The organism is Streptomyces sp. NA02950 (genome assembly GCF_013364155.1).
Taxonomy (GTDB): domain Bacteria; phylum Actinomycetota; class Actinomycetes; order Streptomycetales; family Streptomycetaceae; genus Streptomyces.
The window spans coordinates 6795462-6818834 of sequence record NZ_CP054916.1 but is presented as its reverse complement, the minus strand read 5'-3'; the positions used below and the strand labels follow the sequence as shown (position 1 = coordinate 6818834).

The window sequence follows — 23373 nt, the reverse complement described above, 5'->3', positions numbered from 1 at the left end:
GCCGGCCGGCCGGGCGCAGCCCGCTCCGGCCGTTCCGCCGTGTGCTCGCGCTCGTGCTCGAGGTCCCCCACCGCACGCTGGTGCTCGGGCCGCTGCGCCACGATCCCCCCACCCCTGGGCCAGGACGCGTCCTACGCCCCGGCCTTGTCCTTGTGCTTCTCCCTCTCGACCCGCTCCGCCGCCTTCGCGGCCTTCTCCGCCTGCTTCCTGGCCGCCTCCGCCTCCGCGATCTGCCGCTTGGCGGCGGTCGCGTAGATGTCGACGTACTCCTGGCCGGAGAGCTTCATGATCTCGTACATGACCTCGTCGGTCACCGAGCGCAGGATGAAGCGGTCGCCGTCCATGCCGTGGTAGCGGCTGAAGTCCAGCGGCTTGCCGATCCTGATGCCGGGCCGCATCAGCTTGGGCATGACCTTGCCCGGCGGCTGGATCTTCTCCGTGTCGATCATGGCGACGGGGATCACCGGTGCGCCGGTGGCCAGCGCCACCCGGGCCAGACCGCCCGGCTTGCCCCGGTAGAGGCGGCCGTCGGGCGAGCGGGTGCCCTCGGGGTAGATCCCGAACAGCTCGCCGCGCTTGATCACGTCGATGCCCGCCTTGATCGCGGCCTCACCGGCGCCGCGCGAACCCGAGCGGTCCACCGGAAGCTGGCCGACGCCCTTGAAGAAGGCCGCCGTCAGCCGTCCCTTGACCCCCGGGGTGGTGAAGTACTCCTGCTTGGCGATGAAGGTGACCTTGCGGTCCAGCATCGCGGGCAGGAAGAAGGAGTCGGAGAAGGAGAGGTGGTTGCTGGCCAGGATGGCCGGCCCCGCGGCGGGAATGTGCTCCAGTCCCTCCACCCAGGGCCGGAAGGCGAGCTTCAGCGTGCCACCCACCGACAGCTTCATTGCGCCGTAGAACAACCGAGGACCTCCTGTATCCGACGAGGAGACCTTAACCTGCCTACCCCGCATGCGGCGCGCCGCGTACGCTGAGGTGCCGGGCCGCCCGGCCCCGAAACACCGGTTCCTCCCCCTGCCCGAACCACCGAACGGAGATCCGCGGTGCCGCTCCTTCCCGGAGCCGAGCCGTTCCGCCACGACGGCGGGCCGATCGGCGTCCTCGTCTCGCACGGCTTCACCGGTTCTCCGCAGTCGGTGCGACCCTGGGCCGATCATCTCGCGGCGCGGGGCTTCACCGTGTCGCTGCCACTGCTTCCCGGCCACGGCACCCGCTGGCAGGATCTGGCGGTCACCGGCTGGCAGGACTGGTACGCCGAGGTCGACCGCGAGCTGCGGGCCCTCGGGGAGCGCTGTGAGCGGGTCTTCGTCTGCGGTCTTTCGATGGGCGGCGCGCTGGCGCTGCGGCTGGCCGCCCAGCACGGTCCGGCGATCAGCGGTCTCGCGCTGGTCAACCCGGCGAACAGGATCCATGACCCGCTGTCGGCGGCGCTGCCGGTGATGCGCCATGTGGTGCCGTCCGTGAAGGGCATCGCCAACGACATCGCCAAGCCGGGGTCGCACGAACTGGGCTACGACCGGACCCCGCTGCACGCCGTGTACTCGCTGCGGCGCCTCTTCCGGCTGGTCGACGCCGAACTGCCGCAGGTCACCCAGCCGCTGCTGGTGATGCACAGCGCGCAGGACCATGTGGTGCCGCCCGCCGACTCCGAGCGCATCCTGAGCCAGGTGTCGTCCCGGGACGTCACCGAACGGCTGCTGGAACGCAGTTACCACGTGGCGACCCTGGACTACGACGCCGAGTTCGTCTTCGACGAGACGGTCGCGTTCATCACCCGCCTGACGGCGGGTATGGGAGAAGACACCGGGACGGGCACCGGAAGGGAGGGGGCGGCGGCCAGTGGCTGAGCGCGACTCGAACGAGAACGAGGCGGATGCGCGGCGCGACGACGACGCCGCCTTCGCCGAGATCGTCGCGGCGTACGGGGAGGAGCCGCCGGACCCGCCGGAGGCGGAGCGCTGGCCCGTCGCGGACAACCTCGTCGAGCAGTGGGGCCGGGAGCGCCCACCGGCCGCCCCGGACCCGGCCCGCGAGGACGACACCCCCCCGGACGGCACCGACGGCACCGACGGCACCGACGGCGGCGGCCCGGAGGGTGAGAGCCGGGACGACGTCACCAAGCCGGTCACCGGCGGTCCGGGCGGCAGCGACAAGCCGGTCGGCAGCTTCATCGTGTACGCGCCGGGCGTCGGCCCGCGCGACTGGGAGCCCGAGGAGCCGTCCGAGGACGACTTCGACGAGAGCGACGAGGGCCATTTCGTCCCGCCCGAGCCGCCTCCGCTGCCCGAGTCCGACACCACCTCCCGCTTCGCCTGGCTGGGTGTGCTGGGCGGGCCGCTGCTGCTGATCGCCGTGGTGGTGTTCCGGCTCGAGATGACCTGGTGGATCACCACACTGGGCGTCGGCGGCTTCCTGGGCGGCTTCGCCACCCTGGTGATGCGGATGAAGGACGGCGCCGACGAGGAGGACGACGACCCGGGGCGCGGCGCCGTGGTCTGACCCCGGCACGGCCTCCTCGGCGGCGAAAGGGAACTCGATTCCCGCGAACGGCGAAGTAGGGGTGAACGACAAGCCCACACCTTCGAAGCGTTCGCAGGAACGAGAGGAGCCCCGATGACCGTCGAACCGGGCGTCCGCGTCGGCCGGTTGAAGGACACCGACGCATCGCTGATCGAACGGTCCCGGGATGAGCCCGAAGCGTTCGCCGTGCTGTTCGACCGCCATGCCGAGGCGGTGCAACCGCTATGCGGCCCGCCGTCTCGGCGCCGAGGCGGCGGACGATGTGATGGCGGAGACCTTCAGCACCGCGTTCCAGCGGCGTCATGGGTACCACCGCGCGCGGGACGACGCCCGCCCGTGGCTGTTCGGCATCGCGACCAATCTCATCAGCCGGCACCGCCGGGCCGAGGCGCGCCGGTTCGGCGCTGGCCAGGCTGCCCGCGCCCGCCGAGCACGAGGAGGCGGTCGCGGACCGGGTCGCGCTGGCGGTCGGTGGACGACTCCCGGCGCTCCTGGATCATGGAGATCGGCCGCGGCTGGTGGGCCGATCCGGTCAAGGAGAACGAGTCGGTCTGTCCGCCGCAGGACTGGACACGGCTCGAAGCCCTCCCCACCGACCCGGACGAACTGCTGATCGCGGTCCGGGACTGGACGTACCACAAGCCGCGGTACAACAAGCCGGTCACCGGGCAGGAGTGGGGCGATATCGAGTTCGGGCTGGCCGGGCTGCTCTACCGGGTGCGGTGATGCCCAAGGGGCTGCGGCCCGCCGCCTACGAGGCACTGGCCAAGATCCCGGGGGTGAAGGCGACCCCGGGTGAGAAGGACGCCAGGGGGCGCGAGGGGATCGCGATCTCGTACAAGGGCGAGCGCGGGCTGTCCTCGGTGTTCATCTTCGCCCCGGACGACTACGCGTACCTGGGGATGCGCGACACCCGTACATCGGGCGAGGGGACGTTCGTCCAGCGCTCGTACCTGGCGGACTACGCCGTCGTCGACAAGGCGAAGCAGCGCCCCCAGGGGCGTACCCGAGCGCGCGGAGGAAGCGCCCAGGAAGCGCTCAGGAGGGGAGAGTTCCCCGGTCCCGGGGAGCGGGGGAACGCCCCTGGGCCGGGGTCGTACGGGGCAGCCGGAGGGCGGCCAGGACCGGGAGGTGGTCCGTGGCCGCCCTCAGGTCCGCGTCCGTGACACCGGGCAGCCCGGCCGGGACCCCGCAGCCGATGATCTCCACACCCTCGGAGGCGAAGACCGCGTCGATGCGCCGCCGGGGGTCGTCCGGGGAGAAGGTGTCCTCGCTCCCCCAGGGCTCGGTGGCCCAGCCGTCCCGCAGCCGCCCGGCGATCCTGCGGAAGGCCCGGCCCTCGGGGCGTTCGTTGATGTCACCGGCCGCGACCGCGTACGGGACGCCGAGCGCGGTGACCCGGTCCAGCAGCATCCCGGCCTGGTCGTAGCGCTCGGCGGCGGCCAGGCTCAGATGGCAGCTGACCACGCCGAGCCGGACCCCGTCGCCGGGGGCGCGGTGGCCGGTCCCGAAGCGCAGTACGGCGGTCGCGAAGCCGCGCCGGTGCAGCCCGGGGACCCGGGGCAGCAGGATGTCCTCGGTCCGCTCCACCTGGGCGCGCAGCGAGGTGAGGATCATCGGGCCGGTGGCGGTGGCCCCGCCCGTGGTGTAGACGAGGCCGGTCTCCCGGGCGAGCCAGGCCGCGGCCTTGCGCCAGCGGAAGAAGCGCGGCGCCTCCTGCACGCACAGCACATCGGGGGCGCAGGCCCGGATCACCCGGGCCAGCGCCTCGCGGTCGTCGCGCATCGAGCGGATGTTGTAGCTGAGCACCCGCACCACCGCCGCGTCCGGGCCGGTGGTGGATCCGGGCAGGTCCGCGAGCGCCACGGTGGCGGCCCGGTCAGCCCTGGCGGGCCAGGTCGGCGGCGCCGACGAGCCCGGCCTTGCCGCCGAGCTGGGCGGCGAGCACCTGGGCGTGCGGGCGCCACCGGTTGCCGACGAGCCAGCGGCGGAAGGACTTGCGGATCGGCTCCAGAACGAGGTCGCCCTCGTCGGAGACCCCGCCGCCGACGATGAACGCCGAGGGATCGAAGAGCGAGGCGAGGTCGGCCAGCCCGGCCCCGGCCCAGCGGGCCAGCTCGCGGAAGGAGTCGATGGCCACCGGGTCGCCCTGGCGGGCGGCGTCGCTGATGTGCTTGCCCTGGATGCCCTCGGCGGTGCCGTCACCGAGACCGAGCAGCACCTCGGCGTTCTCCGGGGTGGCGGCGGCGCGCTGCTTGGCGTAGCGGACCAGCGCACGGCCGGAGGCGTACTGCTCCCAGCAGCCCTGGCTGCCGCAGCCGCACAGCAGACCGTCCGGGACCACCCTGATGTGGCCGAACTCGGCGGCGACGCCGAACCGGCCGCGGTGCAGCTTGCCGCCGATGATGATGCCGCCGCCCAGACCGGTGCCGAGCGTGATGCAGACGACGTCGTCATGACCGGCACCGGCGCCGAAGCGGTACTCGCCCCAGGCCGCCGCGTTGGCGTCGTTCTCCACCACCACGGGCAGGCCGACGCGCTGCTCGACCTTGTCCTTGAGCGCCTCGTGACGCCAGTTGATGTTGGGCGCGAAGAGCACCGTGGCGCGCTTGTCGTCCACGTAACCGGCCGCGCCGATGCCGACGGCCTCGACATCGTGCCCGGTGCTCACCTTGCGCACCGCGTCCGCGATGGCGTCGACGACCCCCTCCGGAGTCGGTGGGGTCGATACCGTGCTCGTTTCGAGAATCGAGCCCTCTTCGTCGACCACGCCAGCCGCGATTTTCGTGCCGCCGATGTCGACGCCGATGGTGAGTCCCATGAGTCCCTCAGTTATTTGGTCGAACCCCGCCGTGGCTAACGGTACCGGAGGAGCGCTCAATCGAGGTCGATGTGTTCACTACTCGAACTCTTGCCTCCATCATCACGACCCTTGCCGTCCCGATCGGTGCCCCTGGTCCAGCGCTGCTCCTCCCCCGCGACAGCGGCGCGATAGGCGGCGAGCAGCTCCGTACCGGCGCTGGCGAGATGGTCAAAAACGTCCGGGTTGCGCTCAATGACCGGTTCCACGGCCGCCTTGGCCTGTGCGATCAATTGTTGTACGGCGCCCTGGACCGCGGTCCCGGCGAGCGGGGATTGTGTCCCGGTCAACCGGTCGGCCAGCGCCTCGGCCAGCTTGCGCAGCTCCTCGGCGGCACTGCCCGGCTCCTCCTCCGCCGACTCCCGGGCCCGGCGGGCCCGCTCGGCGGCGAGGTCCTCGGCGCAGGCCCGCTCCCAGGCGTCGGGATCGATCTCGGAGACCGGGATCTCGGTGTCGGGAGTGTCTGCGGGGCGCTCGGTGGCATCGCTCATGGCGAACTCCTGCGGCGGGGAGGCTGGCTGTCCGGTGCGTTCATCCGGGCTTGCCACCGACGTTACCGGAACGGCGGGGCCCGGTCAGAGCCCCAGGGGCTAGGGTCCGTCTTCACAGGGGGCGTCCGGCCGCGAGCGGCGTCTGGTGCGGGGGATCGCAAGGCGGAGGATTGCCCTCGTACTGGGCGTACTCGGGCGACTCCGACAACGCAGCGAGGCGCCGTGCCAGGCGTCGGGAGCAGGGCGACCCCTGTGAAGACGGGCCCTAGGGCCGGGGTCAGGGGCGCTTGGGCCACAGGTCGGGGTCGGGGGTGAAGCGCACCTGGAGCCATCCGTCGCGCAGCCCGGCACCGGAGACGGTGCAGCGACGCAGCGCGGACGGCAGGGGCAGCACCCGGTGGAAGGGGCCGACGGTGACGATCAGTTCGTCACCGCGGCGGACCAGGGCGAGGGCGTCCCGGTCGGCGCCGGGCAGCGGCAGCCGCCACAGCAGGACGCCGTCGTCGGCGAGCCGGTCCTCCACGGTCCAGGGGTCGGCGGCGGGCCGGTCGGGGCGGGGCTGCGGCGCCCCGACGGCTCCGGCGAGGGCGGCGAGCCCGGCGGGACGGGCGGCTTCGGCCGCCGGACGGGGACCTTCGGCACCTTCGGTGCCGGGGGCGGGCTGGTCGCCGACGCCCTGCGGGTCGCGGCCCAGATGCGGCAGCTCGCGCACCGGGACGTCGGGCGCCCCCTGCTCGTACAGCTCCTTGAGCGCGGTCTGCTGCTGGCCCGAGAGGGCGGCGAGCCAGGGGTCGGCGGTGCCGGTGGGCAGCAGCCGGTTGGCGATGACCGCCTCCACCCGGCAGCCGTGCAGCGCGAGCCCGGCGCGGGCGGTGCGCAGCGCGCGGTCGGCCAGCGGACCGGGGTCCACCACCAGCGCCACGGTCGTGGCCTCGGACTCGATGACGCCCTGGACCGCGGCGAGCTCGCGCTCCCAGCGCTCGGCCGTCTCGTAGAGCTTCTGCGCGGGCATCGGCACCCCGGCGAGCTGGGCGAGCATCGGGCGCAGCGCACGGGCCGCCTGTCGCTCGGCGGGCAGCAGCCGGCGCAGATAACGCCGCAGTTGCCCGGGCAGGGCGAGCACCCCGATGGTCTCCGGGGCGGGCGGCATGTCGACGACGAGCAGGTCCCACCCGGCGCCGGGCGGGGCGGCCCGGGCCGTCCGCAGGGCGCGCAGCAGTGCGAAGGACTCCATCCCGGGGAGGGCGGTCAGCTCCTCGCCGTCCAGCGGGGCGGCGCCGAGCATGTCCAGGACGCCGCGGCCGCGCTCCTGGAGCGCGGTCAGCTCGTCGCGGAACCAGTGGTCGGTGACGATCCGGGCGGCCCACAGCCCCGGGGTGACCTCGACGGGAACGGACCACGGCAGCCGCTCGGCGGTCCGGCCGGGGGCCGGGCGCAGCGCTCCGATGCCGAGCAGCGTCTCGGGAGTGCCGTCCCGGTCGGCCGTCAGCAGCAGCGTCCGCCGCCCCTCGCGGGCGGCGGCCAGGGCGGTCGCGGCCGCCACGGTGGTGCGGCCCGCGCCGCCGGTACCGGTGACGAGGACCGTACGCATGAAAGAAGCCTCCGGGCGGGGTGGTGCGGGGTGCGCGTGCGGACGCGCACGGGGTGCGGTGCGTGGGGTGCGGTGCGGTTCATCCCCCGGCCGGAGCGTACCCCGGGGGCCGGGGCGCGCCCGGTCATCGCCGCTGCCGCGTCCCGCCCCCGCCGCCGTCCCGGCCCCGGACGTACCCGGCCTCCGGACGAACCCGGCCGCGCCCGGCCGGTCTCAGACGTTCTCGACGCGCTTCTTCAGGCCCGCCAGGGCGCGGTCGATGATGACCTTCTCGGCCTTGCGCTTGATCATGCCGAGCATCGGGATCTTGACGTCGACGGTCAGCTGGTACGTCACCTCGGTGCGCTTGCCGCCGTCGACCGGGGCGAGCCGGTAGGAACCGTCGAGGGCGCGCAGCATCTGGGACTTGACCAGGGACCAGCTCACCTCGTTGGCACCGGTCCAGGTGTAGGCGAGGGTGTAGTCGTCCTTGATCGCCCCGGCGTCGAGCACCATCCGCACCTGTTCGGCGCGGCCGCGGTCGTCCTTGGTGAGGATGTCGGCCTCCTTCACCTCTCCGGACCACTCGGGGTAACGGTCGAAGTCGGCGATCACCTCCATCACGTCGGCCGGTGCCGCATCGATCGTGATGCTCGAGCTGGTGTGTTCCGCCATCGCCGTGGCTCCTCCGTACCGGTCCGCCGCATGGGGTGTCTGCCGCTGAAGGCTACCGCGCTCGGCTCACCACTCCAGGGTCCAGGGTGTGCCGGAGGAGGCGAAGTGGCCGACGTTGACGCACTCGGTGGCGCCGATCCGCATCCGGCGGGCGAGCGGCTGGTGGACATGGCCGAAGAGGGCGTACCTGGGGCGGACCGTGTGAATCGCCTCGAGCAGGGCGGAACTGCCCCGCTCGAAACGGCGGGCCACGGTGTCGTAGCAGAGCTCGGGAACCTCCGGCGGAATGTGGGTGCACAGCACGTCCACCCCGTCGCCGAGGGCCGCGATCTTGGTGGCGTAGGTTTCGTCGTCGATCTCGTACGGCGTGCGCATCGGGGTGCGCAGTCCGCCGCCGACGAAGCCGAAGACCAGTCCGCCGATCTCCACACGCTCCCCGTCGAGGACGGTGAGCCCGGGGCGGGTGTATTCCGACCACAGGGACGGTATGTCGACATTGCCGTAGGTGGCGTACGTCGGGGTGGGAAACGCGGCGAACAGCTCGGCGTACTGGCGGCGCACGGCGGACTCGATCGCGGCGCGGCGGTCCGTCCCGTCCCACAGCCGGTTGCCGAACTCCCGCGCCTCCTCGAAGCGGCGGGCGGTGCGCAGTTCGACGATGCGGTGCGCGTTCTCGACGCCGAACAGGTCGGGGAAGATCCCGCGGGAGTGATCCGCATAGTCGAGGAAGAGGACGAGGTCACCGAGACAGATCAGGGCATCCGCTCCGTCACCGGCCTTCCCCAGGTCCTCACTGTTGCCATGCACGTCGCTCACCACGTGGACTCGCATGCGTGTCACCCTAAGACCTGCGGCCGGGGGGCCGTAAGGTGTTCTGTCGCCACCGCCCCGCGTCTACCTGCGGTTACTTACCAGCCGTGCGTCCGGTCGACTAGTCTGCGGGAGTTGAGAAGGCGGTGTGTGACGCATAAAACATCTGGGCAGAAACCCCTATCCCGGAGCAGTACCGATGGGTAACGTCCGGGCCGTCCACCCCCACACCCCCCATGCCCTGTAGCGGCGCCGGCGCCCCACGAGGAGCAGCAGTCTTGCGCGAGTTCAGCCTTCCGGCCCTGTACGAGGTTCCGGCCGACGGAAATCTGACGGACCTCATCCGACGCAATGCCGCCCAGCACCCGGATGTCGCTGTGGTCGGCCGCAAGATCGACGGCCGATGGGAGGACGTCACCGCGACCGAGTTCCTGGCCGAGGTGTGTGCCGCCGCCAAAGGCCTGATCGCGGCCGGAGTGCAGCCAGGCGACCGGGTCGGGCTGATGTCCCGCACCCGCTACGAGTGGACGCTGCTGGACTTCGCCATCTGGAGCGCGGGCGGCGTCACCGTACCGGTGTACGAGACGAGTTCACCGGAGCAGATCCAGTGGATCCTGAGCGATTCGGGCGCGGTCGCGGCGCTCGTCGAGACCGGGGTGCACGAGGCGGCCGTGGAGTCCGTGCGGGACTCCCTGCCCGCTCTGAAGAACGTCTGGCGGATCGAGGACGACGCGATCGAGGCGCTGCGCGAGCTGGGCGCCGACCTTTCGGACGACGTGGTCGAGGAGCGCGGCTCGATCGCGAACGCGGACTCCCCCGCCACCATCGTCTACACCTCGGGCACCACCGGCCGCCCCAAGGGGTGTGTGCTCTCGCACCGCAGCTTCTTCGCCGAGTGCGGCAACGCGGTGGCCCGGCTGAAGCCGATCTTCAACACCGGTGACTCGTCGGTGCTGCTGTTCCTCCCCGAGGCCCATGTCTTCGGACGGCTGGTGGAGATCGCGGCGGTGCTGGCGCCGATCAAGCTGGGCCATGTCCCGGACATCAAGTCCCTCACCGATGAACTCGCCGGGTTCCGGCCCACCTTGATGCTGGGTGTGCCGCGGGTCTTCGAGAAGGTCTTCAACTCGGCGCGGGCCAAGGCGCAGGCCGAGGGCAAGGGCAAGATCTTCGACAAGGCGGCCGAGACCGCCATCGCCTACAGCAAGGCGCTGGACACCCCCTCCGGGCCGTCCCTCCGGCTGAAGTTCACGCACAAGGTCTTCGACCGGCTGGTCTACAGCAAACTGCGGGCCGTCCTCGGCGGCCGGGCCACCCACGCGATCTCCGGCGGCGCCCCGCTGGGCGCGCGGCTGGGCCACTTCTACCGGGGCATCGGCTTCACGGTGCTGGAGGGCTACGGCCTCACCGAGACCTGTGCGGCCACCACCTTCAACCCCTGGGACCGGCAGAAGATCGGCTCGGTGGGCCAGCCGATGCCGGGTTCGGTGGTGCGGATCGCGGACGACGGCGAAGTGCTGCTCCACGGCGACCACCTGTTCACCGAGTACTGGAACAACGAGGCCGCGACCGCCGAGGCGCTGTCCGACGGCTGGTTCCACACCGGGGACGTCGGCACCCTCGACGAGGACGGCTACCTCACCATCACCGGCCGCAAGAAGGAGATCATCATCACCGCGGGCGGCAAGAACGTCGCCCCGGCGGTGATCGAGGACCGGATCCGCGCCCACGCCCTGGTGGCCGAGTGCATGGTGGTCGGCGACGGCCGTCCGTTCGTCGGCGCGCTGGTCACCGTGGACGAGGAGTTCCTGCCCCGGTGGGCCGCCGAGCACGGCAAACCGGAGGGTGTCTCGGCGGCCGAACTGCGGGACGACCCGGATCTGCTGGCCGAGATCCAGACCGCGGTGGACGACGGGAACGCGGCGGTGTCCAAGGCGGAGTCGGTGCGCAAGTTCCGTATCCTGCCGACCCAGTTCACCGAGGACTCCGGTCATGTCACCCCGTCGCTGAAGCTGAAGCGGAATGTAGTGGCCAAGGACTTCGCATCCGAGATCGAGGCGATCTACCAGGGCTGAGGCCCCATGTGCTCTGTGTTCTCACGGCCGCCCGCGAGCCGCGGGGCGGCCGTGAGAGCAGACCAGAGCAGTCCGCGCCCCTCGGCGGGCTCAGCGCCTCACAGCAGGGACGTCAGCCGCTCGGCGAGCAGATCCCAGCGCCAGCGCTCCTCGACCCACTCCCGGCCCCGCTCCCCCATGCGGCGCCGCAGCTCCGGGTCCTCCAGCAGGGCCACGATCCGCTCCGCGCAGCTCTCGGCGGAGCCGCCGGGGACCACCCAGCCGGTCTCCCCGTCCAGCACCGCGTCCGGCGCGCCGCCGGAGTCCCCGGCGACCACCGGGAGTCCGGTCGCGGACGCCTCCAGATAGACGATGCCGAGCCCTTCCACGTCCAGCCCGCCGCGCCGGGTGCGGCAGGGCATGGCGAACACATCGCCCGCGCCGTAGTGGGCGGGCAGCTCCTCCCAGGGCACGGCGCCGGTGAAGCGCACCGAGCCGGCCACCCCGGTGGTCTCCGCCAGCCGGCGCAGATCCTTGGCGTACGGGCCGCCGCCCACGATCAGCAGCACCGCGTCCGGCACCCGCCGCAGGATCCGCGGCATCGCCTCGATCAGCGTGTCCTGCCCCTTGCGCGGGACCAGCCGGGAGACGCACACCACCACGGGCCGGTCGGCGAGGCCCAGCCGGGCCCGGATCCCGTCCCCGCCCGACCCCGGGTGGAACGTCTTCTCGTCCACTCCGGGCGGCAGCTGGACCATCCGGGACGCGGCCTCGGGTCCGACCGCCGCGGCGATCCGGGAGCGGGTGTACTCGCCGAGATAGGTGAGGGTGTCGGTGCCCTCGCCGATCCGCCGCAGCAGGGAGCGGGAGGCGGGCAGCTGCGCCCAGGCCGCCTCGTGCCCGTGGGTGGTCCCCACCAGCCGCCGGGCCCCGGCCTTCCGCAGCGCCGGGGCCATCAGGCCCAGCGGCGCGGCGGCGCCGAACCACACCGAGGTGCAGCCGTGTTCCCGCAGCAGCGCGGTGGCGCGGCGGGTGACACGCGGGGTGGGCAGCAGCATCGTCGTACGGTCGCGGACGACGTGGTACGGCTGCTCGGCGTCGAAGCGGGCGGTGGCCTCGGCGCCCTCCCGGCCGCGCTTCCAGGTGGAGGCGTAGACGACGATCCGCTCCGGGTCCAGACGCAGCGCGATGTTGTGCAGGAACGCCTGGATGCCGCCGGGACGGGGCGGGAAGTCGTTGGTCACGAGCAGGGTCTTGTCCATCGCCGCCGACAGTACCGGGTTGTCGCCGGGGCCCGGTCGCGCGGGCCGTTCCGCGGCCTACGCCAGCTCCTTCGCCACATACGCGCGCCACATCGCGGTGAACTCCTTCAGGGACACGTCCAGCACCCGGCGCAGCGCCGACTCCACCGCCCCGGACCGCCGCGAGGCCTGGCCGACCTCGCGGTAGAACTCCACCAGCTTCCGCCCGCCCCACCGGTCGGCGATGAGCCGGCAGGCCAGCCAGCCCTGCTCGTACGCCCGGGAGAGCCGGTCCGGTTCGCTGCCGAAGCGGAAGTCGCCGTCGCGCGGGAGGGCGCGCGGCAGCTGGCCGGTGGCCACGGAGTCGGCCAGCTCCGGGGCGACTTGGCTCGGGGTGCGGCCGGGCGTGCGATAGCCCACCCAGTCGGCGAACCCCTCCGAGAGCCACAGCGGGGTGGCGGCGGTGGTGGCGGAGCGGGTGGCCACGTGCGCCGTCTCATGGGTGATCACGACCTGGCGGCCGAAGTCGCCGAGGACCTGGTACGCCTCGGGGTTGACGATCACGCGGTCGGCGGGCGACGGGCTGCTGTCGTTCCCGCCGATCTCGCCCGTGGTGACGGCCGCGATGCCGCGGTAGCCGTTCGGGGCGGCGCCGAGCAGCGCGGCCATCCGGTCCAGATCGGCGGGAACCTCGACCACGACCCGCCCGGCCCAGGCACCGGGCCACACCCGGCTGAGCGCGGGCACCGCGCGGTCCGCGGTGTCGGCCACCGCGCGCAGCAGCCGCCGCCGCTGGCCGACGCCGAGCACGAGGCTGTGCGCACCGCGCACCACCTCGACCCGGCCCTGGTCCCACAGCTGCTCACCGGAGCGCTTGCCGTCGACCACACCGTCGTCGGAGGCGACGTACCAGCGGCCGCCGCGCTGCGCGAGCGTCAGGTACTGCGCGGAGACCACCGGCGCGGTGTCGTATCCGTCCAGCCGGTAGCGGAGTTCGACCTGTGCGGCCAGCCGGCGGCCGCTGCCCAGCGCGGGCTGGAAGCCGCCGGTGCGCACCAGCCGGTAGGTCCAGGAGCGCAGCGGTACGGCGGCCAGCTGCCCGAACACCCGCCGCTGCTCGTCCCGGTAGCGCCGGGAGCCGCGGTCCACGGTGGCCAGGAAGGCGTGGGCGTCCCGCTCGCGGACCGCCTCGGCCCGCCGGTCCAGCAGACGCTGCACGGCCCGGCCGTCCCGCCCCACGGCGTCGTCGGAGCCGGTCACCGGACCGCATCCGGTCAGCGCCGCCACCGGCAGCACCCACACCAGCGGCAGGCACAGCAGCGCCCGCCATCCACCCGACCTCCACCGACCCGCCACGCCTTAGATCGTACGAGCCCGCGCGCCGGGGTTCAGACGCGTGTGACGGAAGAGATCGGCATCATGCCGACGGGGTCGTAGCGGACCCGCGCCCCGGGGTGGGGGGCGTGGATCACCTGGCCGTTGCCCGCGTACATCGCCACATGGCTGCCGTCGGCGCGGTAGACGACCAGATCGCCGGGGCGGGCCTGGGACAGCGGCACCCGCTGCCCGGCCCCGGACTGGGCCTGTGAGGTGCGCGGAATGGCCACCCCGGCGCGGGCGTAGGCCCACTGGGTCAGCCCCGAGCAGTCGAAGGCGGTGGGCCCGGCCTGGCCCCAGGCGTACGGCAGCCCGAGCGCTGCCCGGGCCGCGCCGAACGCCGTCGCGGCCCGCGGGGAGGACGGCGGAAGCGATCCGGCGAGGGCGCCGGGTACGCCGTAGGCGTCACGCCCGTGGCGCGAGGCCCGGTCATACGCCTCGCGCTCGCCCGGGGGCAGTATGTTGACCAGCCGCCGGGCGATGGCCAACTTGCGCTGTACGTCCCGCTTGTGGCGGGCCACGGCCTTGCGGCTGTACTCCAGCCGCACCAGTCTGGCCGCGGCCGCGGCGCGCTGCTGGCTCAGGGTGCGCCGGGCGCCTTGGAGCACCCGCAGCTGGGCGCTCTGGCGGTGGCCGATGCGCTCGAGGGTGGTGGCCTTGTCGAGGTAGGCGGCGGGCTCCTCGGAGAGCAGCAGGGCGAGGCCAGGATCGAGGCCGCCGCTGCGGTACTGACCGCCCGCGAACGCGCCGAGGGCCACCCGCATCCGGTTGACCCGCTCCTGGGCGCGGGCGACGCGGTCCTGGATCCGGTCCACCTGGCGGCGCAGCCCCTCGGTGCGGGTCTCCGCCGCGTTGTAGCGCTCGGTGGCCCGCTCCGCCTGGACGTAGAGCCGCTCGATCCGGTCGCTCAGCAGCCGGGCGGTCAGATGGCCGTCCGCGGGGTCGCGCGGTTCGGCACCGGCGGAACCGGCGCCCAGTGCGGCGGCGGAGGCAGCGGCGGCCGCCGCGGCGGTCCAGACGGTCGCCCGGCCGGGGCCGGGCTTCGGGACGCGGCGACAGGACGCCATGACAGCCACACTCCTTCCGCGGTATCGGGTTCGCACGGGAACGAACCGCGGGCAGACAGTAGCCGGGCGGCTCCTCACGGTCCAATGCGAGAAGGGGTGCGCAGACGCGGACGCCCCGCCTCAGACGCAGGTCATCGACGGGGCGGGGGCCAGGGGGAGCTGTGGGGATTCGCCCGAACGGACGGCTTCCCCGACGTTTCGGCGCCTGGTTCCGGGGGTGAGCGGAGGGCCGCTCAGTGGCTCATATCCGCACGCCGAACTGGAACGGCATGTTGTCCATCGACTCGTAGCGGACGTTGGCGCCGGGCTTGGGGGCGTGCAGCACCTGCCCGTTGCCCGCGTACAGACCTATGTGGTGCAGATCCCCGTAGAAGAGCACCAGATCGCCGGGCTTGAGCTCGCCGCGGCCGATCCGGGTACCGGCGTTGGCCTGGTCCTGGGAGATACGCGGCAGCTGCACCCCGGCCTGCTGGTAGGCCCAGCCGGTGAGACCGGAGCAGTCGAAGGAGGAGGGACCGGTCGCGCCCCACACATAGGGGGAGCCGATCTTGGTCTTGGCGGCGGCCAGCGCGGCGGCGGCACGCTGCGAGTCGGGCACGTCATTGCCCAGATTCGCACGCTCGCTGGAGCGGTTGGCGCGCTCCTGCTCCTTGGCGGCGAGCGCGGCGCGCTCCTTGGCGGTGAGGGTGTTGAGGAGCTTCTGGGCCTTGGAGAGCTTGCCCTGGATCTGCGACTTCTTCTTGCCCAGCGCCTTACGGGTGTCCGCCAGGTCCTTCAGCTTGGTGGACGCCTCCTCGCGCTGCTGCTTGAGGGTGCGCTGCTTGTCACCGATCTTGCGCAGCGACTCGGCCTGCTTGCCGCTCAACTGGCTGAGGGTGGACGCCTTGTCGAGGTAGGTGTCCGGGTCGGAGGAGAGCAGCAGCTGCACGGAGGGGTCGATACCGCCGGAGCGGTACTGGGCGGTGGCCATCGAACCCAGGCCGTCGCGCAGCTTGTTCAGACTCTCCTGGCCGCGCGCCACCTTGTCCTGGAGGTCGCCGACCTGCTTCTCCAGCTTCTTCTGCTTCTCCTTGGCCCCGTTGTACTTCTCGGTGGCCTGCTCCGCCTCTTCGTAGAGCTTGTCGACCTGCTCCTTGACGTCCTTCTTGTCCTGCCTGGGAGCGGCCTGGGCGGCCTGGGAGGTGAGGGCGACGGCGGCAGCGGCGGTCGCGGTCAGGACGGTCACCCGAGTGCGGCTCGGCTGCTTGGGTCGACGGTGGGACGCCACGAAGGCGAGCTCCTTCTTCCTCCAGCCGCCTACCGGGTGGGTGGGGGTCGAGACCCCGGCTCCGCAAAATGGGCTTGCGGACTCGGCGGTACCTCCGCTGTCATCCCCGATGGATGATCAACCGCGCGGAGGTTCGAGGCGACCATAGTGACCCTGCCGTGATCCGTTCAAATCCCAACGGCAAAAAAGTGCCCCTCAGAGCACATCTTTTACAAACATCACACGGGCAGTGACGGTCAATTGACGCTGCGCCGATAATCAGACTTTGCTTAGGTGCGAGCAAGTCGCTTCAGCAACAGGACCGATGCCACCGGACGGGCACCGGCACGCGCCACCCCGTCCGCCACCTCGCGGTCGGTCGAGACCACGACCACCGGCCGGCCCGGCGGTTCGGCCCGCACCAGCTGCCGGATCAGTTCGTCCGCCGTCACCCCCGGCTTGCTGAACAGCACCCGCACCCCGCGCGGTGGCGCCAGCAGCACCGGAGCGGCCAGCTCCGCCCCGTCGAAGACGCAGGTCATCTCCGCGCCGGTCTGGGCCGCCAGCACCGCGAGTCCGCCCAGCAGCCGCAGCCGCTGCTTCTCCAACGGCATGGTCGGATAGCCGGTCTTGGTGACGTTGTAGCCGTCCACCACCAGATGCGCCTGCGGCAGCGCGAGCAGCTGGTCCAGCAGGGCGGGATCGGTTTCGGACAGCGCCCTGGTCGCTATGTCCTTCGGTGTCATCCGGCCCGGTTCGACCGCGTCCACCGTCTCGGCAGGGCGCATCGAAGCGGGCGGCAGCGCCAGTTCGCGCCGCAGGCCCTGCGCCGCGTCCAGCACCGTGTCCAGCAGCAGCCGGACCCGCATGTCCTCCACGCTGCGGCCCTCGCGCACCGCCCGGCGGCTCGCTTCCAGCGCCGACTCGGTCTCCGCGAGCCGGGCCCGCAGCCGCCGTGCCTCACCGTCCGCGGTCGCCTGCCGCGCCGCCGCCTCGGACCGTACGGCCTCCAGCTCGGCCTCGGCCTTGCGCAGCGCCGCCGCACCGCGCTTCACATCGCTCTGCGCGCTGCGCAGCTTGCGCTGGAGCGCGTCGCCCTCCTTGCGCGCCGTCTCCAGCTCCCCGCGCACCCGCTCGGCCTCATTGCGTGCCGTGGCCCTGGCCTCCGACAGCTCCTCACGCAACCGCTGGAGCTCCCGCGCGGCCTCCTCCCCGGCTCGCTCGGCCGAGGCCCGCTGGGCTTCCTCACCGGCCGCCTCGACCAGCTTCACCCAGCCCACCGGGCGCAGGACGTACGCCGCCGCGGCGACATCCACCGGATCGGCCGCGGCGGGCGGCGAACCGCCCTCGATGGCATCCGACAGCTCCGGCTGGGTCTCGCGCAGCCGACCCGCGATCCGCTGCCGGAAGACCGGGTCGCTCTCCACCGCGGCGGCCATCGCGTTCCCCGCGAACTTCGCCCGGCGGGTCGGGGTGAAACGGGCGTACTGCCGCAGCTGGGGAGGCAGTTCGGTGACGGTCAGCCCGCCGAAGGCATCCGCGACCAGCGCCACGACGCGCCGCCGCACCCCTTCCGGCAGGGGGCGGTCGAGCGCCTCGGTGACGCCCTCGGCGTCACCGGCCGCCCCGGGGCCGCCCGTCCGCTCCACCACCTGTCATCGCTCCGTTCTCAGGCGCTCGCACCGGTACCCGGCCGGTCCACCAGCTCGATCTGGTCGACCGCGTTGCACCAGCGACAGCGCACTGACTCAATGGTCTCACTGACCACCTCGCGCTCCTCGACCTTCGGTTCCCCGGCCAGGTCGAGGTGCACATACTCCACGGCCTTCGTCGAGCGGGTCACATCAAATCGGGTGAGGTTGCCGCACAGCGTGCAACGCCAGCGGGTCTCGGCTGTCGGCGTGGGAACGGCCATCGTTCTCGGGTCCTCGCTTCTCGGCTCGTCTCGGTGGCAGGGGCGTCCTGTAACCCTACGGCCTGTGCCCTGGCCCGTGCCGTGCCCGTACCGCCCCTCGGGGCAGCGCGGCGAGGCGCTCTGGGCAGGTTGTGCCCGGTACGCGATGATCTGGCCATGATCGATGCGTCTGAGGGTTCCGGTGAGACGTCCGGGCGCCCCCTGATGACGTACACCTTCATCGTCATCTGCTGCCTGATCTTCGTCCTCGGACCGGCCTCCGGCCTCAACCCCGAGTACGGCACGGGCGGGGAGCTGCTCCAGGCGCAGTCCGCCTACTTCGAACGCTGGGGGGTGGTCCCCAGCGCCCTCTGGAGCGGCGGGCCCGGCCAGCCGCTGACCCCGCTCACCGCGCTCTTCGTCCACGGCAACTGGCTGCACCTGCTCGGAAACATGCTGTTTCTCTACGTCTTCGGCGCGATGACCGAGGAGCGCATGGGACGAGTGCAATTCGCCCTCTTCTACCTCGCCACCGGCTATCTGGCGCTGCTGGGCTACGCCGTGGCCCACGCCGAGTCCGGTCAGACCCTGGTCGGCGCCTCCGGAGCCATCTCCGGGGTCCTCGGCGCGTTTCTGTGGCTCTTCCCCCGGGCCCGGGTGACCAGCCTCTTCCCGTTCCTGTTCTTCATGCCGCTGCGCTTCCCCGCCTGGGTGGTGCTGGTCTTCTGGGTCGCCCTCCAGTGGCTCGCCGCCCGGCAGGCCGACGACCGCCCCGGAGTCGCCTATCTGGCCCATCTGGTGGGCTTCACCCTCGGGTTCCTCTACGCATGGGCCCGCTTCGGGCGGACGGCTAGAGTGGGCGGCGCAGCCAGGCCCAGCGAGGGAGAAAGCCAGCCGTGATCACTTCGATCGTGCTCATCAAGACCAGCGTGGACCGGATCCCGGAGATCGCCGAGAAGATCGCCGCGCTGGAGGGTGTGAGCGAGGTCTATTCGGTCACCGGCGCGCACGACCTGATCGCGATGGTGCGGGTGGCGACCCACGACGACCTCGCGGACATCATCCCCGGCCAGATCAGCAAGGTCCCCGGGGTGGCCTCCACGGAGACCCACATCGCGTTCCGCACCTACTCCCAGCACGACCTGGAAGCGGCCTTCGCCATCGGCCTCGACGGCTAGCCCCACCCACACCCCGGGGCTCCGCCCCGGATCCCGGATACCGGTCCGGTCTCCCGCGAACCACAGGCCGCCGACACGGCGGGCGGCCTGCCCGCCGCGGGCGCGGGGGGACCGAGGGCGCCCCGGCCCAGTCGCTGGTGGCCGACGGGGCGGGCACCGGCCCCGTGGGGGTCAATCGCGGGCGGGGACGCAGCGGCCGTCCTCGGTGCGGTAGGTCCACTGGGCGCCCGCGCGGACCAGTTCCTTCACCGCGCGGACGAAGCGGTCCACATGCTCGTCCGGGGTGCCCGCGCCGAAGCTGACGCGGATCGCGTTCAGCGAGCGCTCGCCCGGGGCGGCCTCGGGGGCGCCGCACTCGCCCGGCTCCTCCGGCTCGCTGCCCAGCAGCGTGCGGACCAGCGGGTGGGCGCAGAAGAGGCCGTCGCGGACACCGATGCCGTACTCCGCGGAGAGCGCGGCCGCGAAGTGCGAGCTGTTCCAGCCGTCCACCACGAACGACAGCACGCCCACCCGCGGGGCGTCGTCGCCGAACAGCGAGAGCACCCGCACCTCCGGCACCTCCGCCAGACCCTCCCGCACCGCCGCGATCAGCTGCCGTTCACGGGCGACCAGACCGTCGAACCCGGCCTCGGTCAGCGCCTTGCAGGCGGAGGCGATGGCGTAGACGCCGATGACGTTCGGCGAGCCCGCCTCGTGCCGGGCGGCGGTGGTGTGCCACTCGACGTCCACCCCGCCGTCGTCGCGCCGGGCGACCTTGCGGCTGGCACCGCCGCCCGCCAGGTACGGGCGGGCCTCGCGGAGCCAGTCGGCCCGTCCGGCCAGCACCCCGGCGCCGAAGGGGGCGTACAGCTTGTGCCCGGAGAAGGCGACCCAGTCGACGTCCGCCGCCGCGATGTCCACCGGGTGGTGGGGGGCGAGCTGGGCGGCGTCGAGCACGATACGGGCGCCGTGGGCGTGGGCCGCGGCGGCCAGCTCCCGCACCGGCCACAGCTCGCCGGTCACGTTGGACGCACCCGTCACGCACACCAGCGCCGGGCCCCCGGCCCGCGCCGCGAGCGCCCGCTCCAGCGTCTCCACGGCCTGCCGCGGGGAGCGCGGCGCACTGAGGTAGCGCACCCGGACGTCCTCGCGCTGCTCCCACGGCAGCAGCGAGGCATGGTGCTCGGTCTCGAAGACGAAGACCTCGGTGCCGGACGGCAGCACAGCGGCCAGCAGATTGAGCGAATCGGTGGTGGAGCGGGTGAAGACGACCTGGTCGTCCGCGCGGCAGCCGAGGAAGGCGGCGACGTCCGCGCGGCTGTTCTCGAACAGATCGGTGGACAGCTGCGAGAGGTAGCCGGCGCCGCGGTGGACGCTGCCGTAGTACGGGGCGTAGGCGGCGATGTCGTCCCAGACCCGTTGGAGGGCGGGGGCGCTGGCGGCGTAGTCGAGCGCGGCGTAGGTCACCTCGCCGCCGGTGACCAGCGGCACCCGGACATCGGCGCCCAGCACGGGCAGCGGCTCACAGACGTCGGCGGGGGCGGGGACAGCGGCGGCGGGGGCGACGGCGGCGGCAGGGCGCACGGACATGGCGAATTCTCCCGGGAGGATGGAAGCGTGAATGCGTCACACACGGACCCGGCGGCTCACCGCCGGTGCGGGCGTGGAAAATCGCTCAACGCACGGAACGGGGGCACCGCGCGGAGGGTGTGGGGTACGGGCCGACCGGCCCTAAAGCATTCGCTGCGTCACGGAAGAACTCCCTCGACCACCAGGACCCCTAGTGCGAGGGGTCCGCGCTTGCCGCAGACCTCGCTGCCTGCGGCCTGGTCATCACCCGGGGCACCCCGCCACGGACGGAGGGTTGCCGGACAGCGGGCCGGGGCCGTAGTCGCTGTCGCTCGTGACCTGGCCAGGAGTATGCCATACGGAGAAACGGCGCACCGCCCCTGTCCGGCATCCGGGCAGGAGCGGTGCGCGCAGATCACGTACGCGTTGCCGGTCTCACGCGTTGCTGGCGCGCACCCATCGCTCCAGGACGTTCCGCGCCGCCCCCGAGTCGATGGACTCCGCCGCACGCGTCAGTCCCTCCCCGATCAGCTCGGTGAGCGTCCTGTCGCCCGGCGCGGGGTCCAACGCGGCCAGCGCGGCCGCCGAGTTGAGCAGCACCGCGTCCCGGATCGGGCCGGTCTCCCCCGCCAGCAGCCGGCGCGCCACATCCGCGTTGTACGAGGCGTCCGCGCCGCGCAGGGCCTCCACCGGGACCAGTTCGATACCGACGTCCCGCGGGTCGAAGGTCTCCTGGCGCACGGTGCCGTTCCGCACCACCCACACCTGGGAGGTCGCGGTCACCGTGAGCTCGTCGAGGCCGTCGTCGCCCCGGACGACCAGTGCGGACGAGCCGCGGTCGGCCAGCACACCGGCGACGATGGGCGCCATCCGGGCGTCCGCCACACCGGTCGCCTGGGTCCGCACCCGGGCCGGGTTGGTGAGCGGGCCGAGGATGTTGAAGGTGGTGGCGATGCCCAGCTCCCGGCGGGCGGCGGCGACATGCCGCAGTGCCGGGTGGAACTTCACCGCGAAGCAGAAGGTGATCCCCGCCTCCTCGGCCACCTCGACCACCCGCCGCGGGGTGAGATCGAGATTGACGCCCAGCTTCTCCAGGACGTCGGACGCACCGCTCGCGGAGGACGAGGCACGGTTGCCGTGCTTGACCACCCGCGCCCCGGTACCGGCCACCACCAGCGCCGACATCGTCGAGATATTGACGGTCCTGGCGCGGTCGCCGCCGGTGCCGACGATGTCGACGGTGTCCCCGGGGACCTCGATCACCGTGGCGTGCTCGTACATGGTCCGGACGAGTCCGGACACCTCGGCCACGGTCTCGCCCTTGGCCCGCAGCGCGACGATGAATCCGGCGATCTGGGCGTCGGTGGCCTCACCGCGCATGATCCGGTCCATGGCCCAGGCGGTGTCATCGGCGCTGAGGTCCTGGCCGCTGAGCAGCGAGGTGAGGACATCCGGCCAGGTGCGGGCCATCGCGGTGCTGTCGCCTCCGGCTGGGGTCACAACGTCCATGGTCCGCTCCTGGATCCGTGGGGTGGGCAGGGAAAGGGGGTCCGCGGGTCAGCGCGACAACGTCCGCGCGGGCGGCACCGGCCCCGCCGTTAGCCTATCGGCGCCGCGGCCCAGCAGGCCGCGCGCCCGCATGGCGGACACCACCGGGGCAATCGTGGTCGCACAACGGCCAGGGCCCCGGCCGGACCGTTGCGGTCCTTGGATTCAAGGGGTCGTCGCAACACCACTTGGTTTCAGGTGGTGAGTAGATCACGTAGACGCTCGGCTGGGGTATCCCAGCCGAGCGTCTTGCGTGGGCGGCCGTTGAGTTCCTGGGCGACGTGTTCGAGGTCTTCGGGACTGTGGACGCTGAGGTCGGTGCCTTTCGGGAAGTACTGGCGCAGGAGGCCGTTGGTGTTCTCGTTCGAGCCGCGTTGCCAGGGGCTGGCGGGGTCGCAGAAGTAGACGGGCATGCCGGTGGCCATGCTGAACTGCTTGTGGCGTGCCATCTCGCTGCCCTGGTCCCAGGTGAGGGAGCCGCGCAGGTGGGCGGGCAGGGTCTGGATCGTGGCAACGAGGCCGTCGCGGACGGTCTCGGCGTCGTGGGCCCCGCCCGGCAGATGGACCAGCAGGGTGTAACGGGTGCTGCGCTCGACCAGGGTGGCGATCGCGGAGCGCCCGCCCGCGCCGATGATCAGGTCGCCTTCCCAGTGACCGGGCACGGCCCGGTCCTCGACGTCGGCGGGACGGTCGCTGATCATCACCATCGGGTCGATGAACCGGGGCGTGCGCCGCTGGGAGTCCCGGCGCGGTTTGCGGCGGGTCCGGCCGGAACGGATGGCGGCCTGCACTTCCCGCTTCAGGCCGCCGCGGGCCTGGAAATACAGTGCCTGGTAGACCGTCTCCACGCTCACCCGCATGCTCTCGTCGTCGGGATGCTCTCTCCGTAGAGCGTGGCAGATCTGTGCCGGTGACCACCGCTGGCGCAGTCCGTCCCGGACGAAGCGGCGCAGCCGTCCCTCGCGCAGCAGTTTGCGCTCCTTGGGCCGGGGTCTGCGCGCTGCCGCTGCCCGGTGGGCGGCGTAGGGCTGGTAGCCCTCGCTGCCCGAGTTCGCGTCGATCTCCCGCTTGATGGTGCTCGCCGGCCGTCCCAGGACCCGTCCGATCGCCCTCAGCGACTGCCCCGCCGCGCGCAGATCGCGGATCTTCTCGCGCTCGGCGAGCGCTAGGAACCGCGGGTGAAGCTGCTTCTCCAGGGCCGTCAGGCCCACCGGTGCCGTGGTCACACCGCACATCGTGACGGTCCCGGTGCTGTAGTCGACACGGCGGCCGTCAGCGTAAGTGCGCGTGGTGC

22 protein-coding genes, 1 pseudogene and 1 riboswitch are annotated in these 23373 nt (G+C 72.5%); of the genes and pseudogenes, 7 read left to right on the top strand and 16 right to left on the bottom strand.

Annotated elements, in window-relative coordinates; translation table 11 throughout:
• Nucleotides 1-131 precede the first annotated feature (131 nt).
• Nucleotides 132-902, bottom strand: a complete 771-nt coding sequence (locus HUT19_RS29945; RefSeq protein ID WP_176183429.1) for a 1-acyl-sn-glycerol-3-phosphate acyltransferase — start codon at nucleotides 900-902, stop codon at nucleotides 132-134.
• A 141-nt stretch (nucleotides 903-1043) separates the two neighbouring features.
• Between HUT19_RS29945 and HUT19_RS29940 the strand changes: the two genes are divergently transcribed.
• The 4 genes and pseudogenes from HUT19_RS29940 to HUT19_RS29930 all read left to right on the top strand — a co-directional run bounded on the left by HUT19_RS29940 (nucleotide 1044) and on the right by HUT19_RS29930 (nucleotide 3246).
• Nucleotides 1044-1847, top strand: coding sequence for a carboxylesterase (locus tag HUT19_RS29940; protein ID WP_176183428.1), 804 nt, complete (start codon nucleotides 1044-1046; stop codon nucleotides 1845-1847).
• Nucleotides 1840-2499, top strand: a complete 660-nt coding sequence (locus HUT19_RS29935) for a hypothetical protein (protein WP_176183427.1) — start codon at nucleotides 1840-1842, stop codon at nucleotides 2497-2499. Before HUT19_RS29940 ends, HUT19_RS29935 begins: the two co-directional genes overlap by 8 nt.
• 114 nt (nucleotides 2500-2613) lie before the next feature.
• Nucleotides 2614-2978, top strand: a pseudogene (locus tag HUT19_RS43340) (RNA polymerase sigma factor); the annotation flags it as partial.
• Nucleotides 2979-2991: 13 nt separating this feature from the next.
• Nucleotides 2992-3246, top strand: a complete 255-nt coding sequence (locus HUT19_RS29930; RefSeq protein ID WP_176178460.1) for a hypothetical protein — start codon at nucleotides 2992-2994, stop codon at nucleotides 3244-3246.
• 312 nt (nucleotides 3247-3558) lie between these two features.
• Here HUT19_RS29930 and HUT19_RS29925 read toward each other — a convergent pair whose 3' ends face one another.
• The 6 genes from HUT19_RS29925 to HUT19_RS29900 form a co-directional block, all read right to left on the bottom strand.
• A complete protein-coding gene (locus HUT19_RS29925; RefSeq protein WP_176183426.1) occupies nucleotides 3559-4386 on the bottom strand; it encodes an endonuclease/exonuclease/phosphatase family protein in 828 nt (275 codons plus the stop codon).
• A gap of 13 nt (nucleotides 4387-4399) precedes the next feature.
• Complete coding sequence (locus HUT19_RS29920) at nucleotides 4400-5341, bottom strand: ROK family glucokinase (RefSeq protein WP_176183425.1); 942 nt, start codon at nucleotides 5339-5341, stop codon at nucleotides 4400-4402.
• Between the two features lie 56 nt (nucleotides 5342-5397).
• The gene (locus HUT19_RS29915) at nucleotides 5398-5871 is read right to left on the bottom strand and encodes a DUF5304 domain-containing protein (protein WP_176183424.1); all 474 of its coding nucleotides are present in this window, start codon (nucleotides 5869-5871) and stop codon (nucleotides 5398-5400) included.
• A 277-nt stretch (nucleotides 5872-6148) separates the two neighbouring features.
• Nucleotides 6149-7462, bottom strand: a complete 1314-nt coding sequence (locus HUT19_RS29910; protein WP_176183423.1) for an ArsA family ATPase — start codon at nucleotides 7460-7462, stop codon at nucleotides 6149-6151.
• Between the two features lie 213 nt (nucleotides 7463-7675).
• Nucleotides 7676-8116, bottom strand: a complete 441-nt coding sequence (locus HUT19_RS29905; protein WP_176183422.1) for an SRPBCC family protein — start codon at nucleotides 8114-8116, stop codon at nucleotides 7676-7678.
• Nucleotides 8117-8182: 66 nt separating this feature from the next.
• The gene (locus tag HUT19_RS29900) at nucleotides 8183-8947 is read right to left on the bottom strand and encodes a metallophosphoesterase (RefSeq protein WP_176183421.1); all 765 of its coding nucleotides are present in this window, start codon (nucleotides 8945-8947) and stop codon (nucleotides 8183-8185) included.
• A 257-nt stretch (nucleotides 8948-9204) separates the two neighbouring features.
• Between HUT19_RS29900 and HUT19_RS29895 the strand changes: the two genes are divergently transcribed.
• Entirely contained in the window at nucleotides 9205-11001 is a 1797-nt protein-coding gene (locus HUT19_RS29895) for a long-chain fatty acid--CoA ligase (RefSeq protein WP_176183420.1), read from the top strand.
• Nucleotides 11002-11099: 98 nt separating this feature from the next.
• Here HUT19_RS29895 and HUT19_RS29890 read toward each other — a convergent pair whose 3' ends face one another.
• The 6 genes from HUT19_RS29890 to HUT19_RS29865 form a co-directional block, all read right to left on the bottom strand.
• Entirely contained in the window at nucleotides 11100-12242 is a 1143-nt protein-coding gene (locus tag HUT19_RS29890) for a glycosyltransferase family 4 protein (protein ID WP_176183419.1), read from the bottom strand.
• A 57-nt stretch (nucleotides 12243-12299) separates the two neighbouring features.
• Nucleotides 12300-13538, bottom strand: a complete 1239-nt coding sequence (locus HUT19_RS29885; RefSeq protein WP_176187466.1) for a hypothetical protein — start codon at nucleotides 13536-13538, stop codon at nucleotides 12300-12302.
• A 71-nt stretch (nucleotides 13539-13609) separates the two neighbouring features.
• A complete protein-coding gene (locus HUT19_RS29880) occupies nucleotides 13610-14665 on the bottom strand; it encodes a C40 family peptidase (RefSeq protein ID WP_176183418.1) in 1056 nt (351 codons plus the stop codon).
• Between the two features lie 241 nt (nucleotides 14666-14906).
• Nucleotides 14907-15932 carry a C40 family peptidase gene (locus HUT19_RS29875; RefSeq protein WP_176183417.1) on the bottom strand — a complete coding sequence of 342 codons (1026 nt, stop codon included), beginning with the start codon at nucleotides 15930-15932 and terminating at the stop codon, nucleotides 14907-14909.
• Nucleotides 15933-16201: 269 nt separating this feature from the next.
• Entirely contained in the window at nucleotides 16202-17563 is a 1362-nt protein-coding gene (locus tag HUT19_RS29870; RefSeq protein WP_176183416.1) for an NYN domain-containing protein, read from the bottom strand.
• A 17-nt stretch (nucleotides 17564-17580) separates the two neighbouring features.
• Nucleotides 17581-17826, bottom strand: coding sequence for a hypothetical protein (locus tag HUT19_RS29865; protein WP_176183415.1), 246 nt, complete (start codon nucleotides 17824-17826; stop codon nucleotides 17581-17583).
• 156 nt (nucleotides 17827-17982) lie between these two features.
• Between HUT19_RS29865 and HUT19_RS29860 the strand changes: the two genes are divergently transcribed.
• Together HUT19_RS29860 and HUT19_RS29855 are read left to right on the top strand one after the other, a co-directional pair.
• Nucleotides 17983-18705, top strand: coding sequence for a rhomboid family intramembrane serine protease (locus HUT19_RS29860; RefSeq protein ID WP_176183414.1), 723 nt, complete (start codon nucleotides 17983-17985; stop codon nucleotides 18703-18705).
• Nucleotides 18702-18983: an Lrp/AsnC family transcriptional regulator gene (locus HUT19_RS29855; protein WP_176183413.1), complete on the top strand. Its 282-nt coding sequence runs from the start codon at nucleotides 18702-18704 to the stop codon at nucleotides 18981-18983. Before HUT19_RS29860 ends, HUT19_RS29855 begins: the two co-directional genes overlap by 4 nt.
• Nucleotides 18984-19154: 171 nt before the next feature.
• On the opposite strand, the gene HUT19_RS29850 is transcribed toward HUT19_RS29855, so the two are convergent.
• The 3 genes from HUT19_RS29850 to HUT19_RS29840 form a co-directional block, all read right to left on the bottom strand.
• Complete coding sequence (locus HUT19_RS29850) at nucleotides 19155-20552, bottom strand: aminotransferase class V-fold PLP-dependent enzyme (RefSeq protein WP_176183412.1); 1398 nt, start codon at nucleotides 20550-20552, stop codon at nucleotides 19155-19157.
• 201 nt (nucleotides 20553-20753) lie between these two features.
• Nucleotides 20754-20871: riboswitch (SAM riboswitch) on the bottom strand.
• A 95-nt stretch (nucleotides 20872-20966) separates the two neighbouring features.
• Nucleotides 20967-22040 carry an anthranilate phosphoribosyltransferase gene (trpD, locus tag HUT19_RS29845; RefSeq protein ID WP_176183411.1) on the bottom strand — a complete coding sequence of 358 codons (1074 nt, stop codon included), beginning with the start codon at nucleotides 22038-22040 and terminating at the stop codon, nucleotides 20967-20969.
• 233 nt (nucleotides 22041-22273) lie between these two features.
• The gene (locus HUT19_RS29840) at nucleotides 22274-23314 is read right to left on the bottom strand and encodes an IS30 family transposase (protein ID WP_176186644.1); all 1041 of its coding nucleotides are present in this window, start codon (nucleotides 23312-23314) and stop codon (nucleotides 22274-22276) included.
• Nucleotides 23315-23373: the final 59 nt, after the last annotated feature.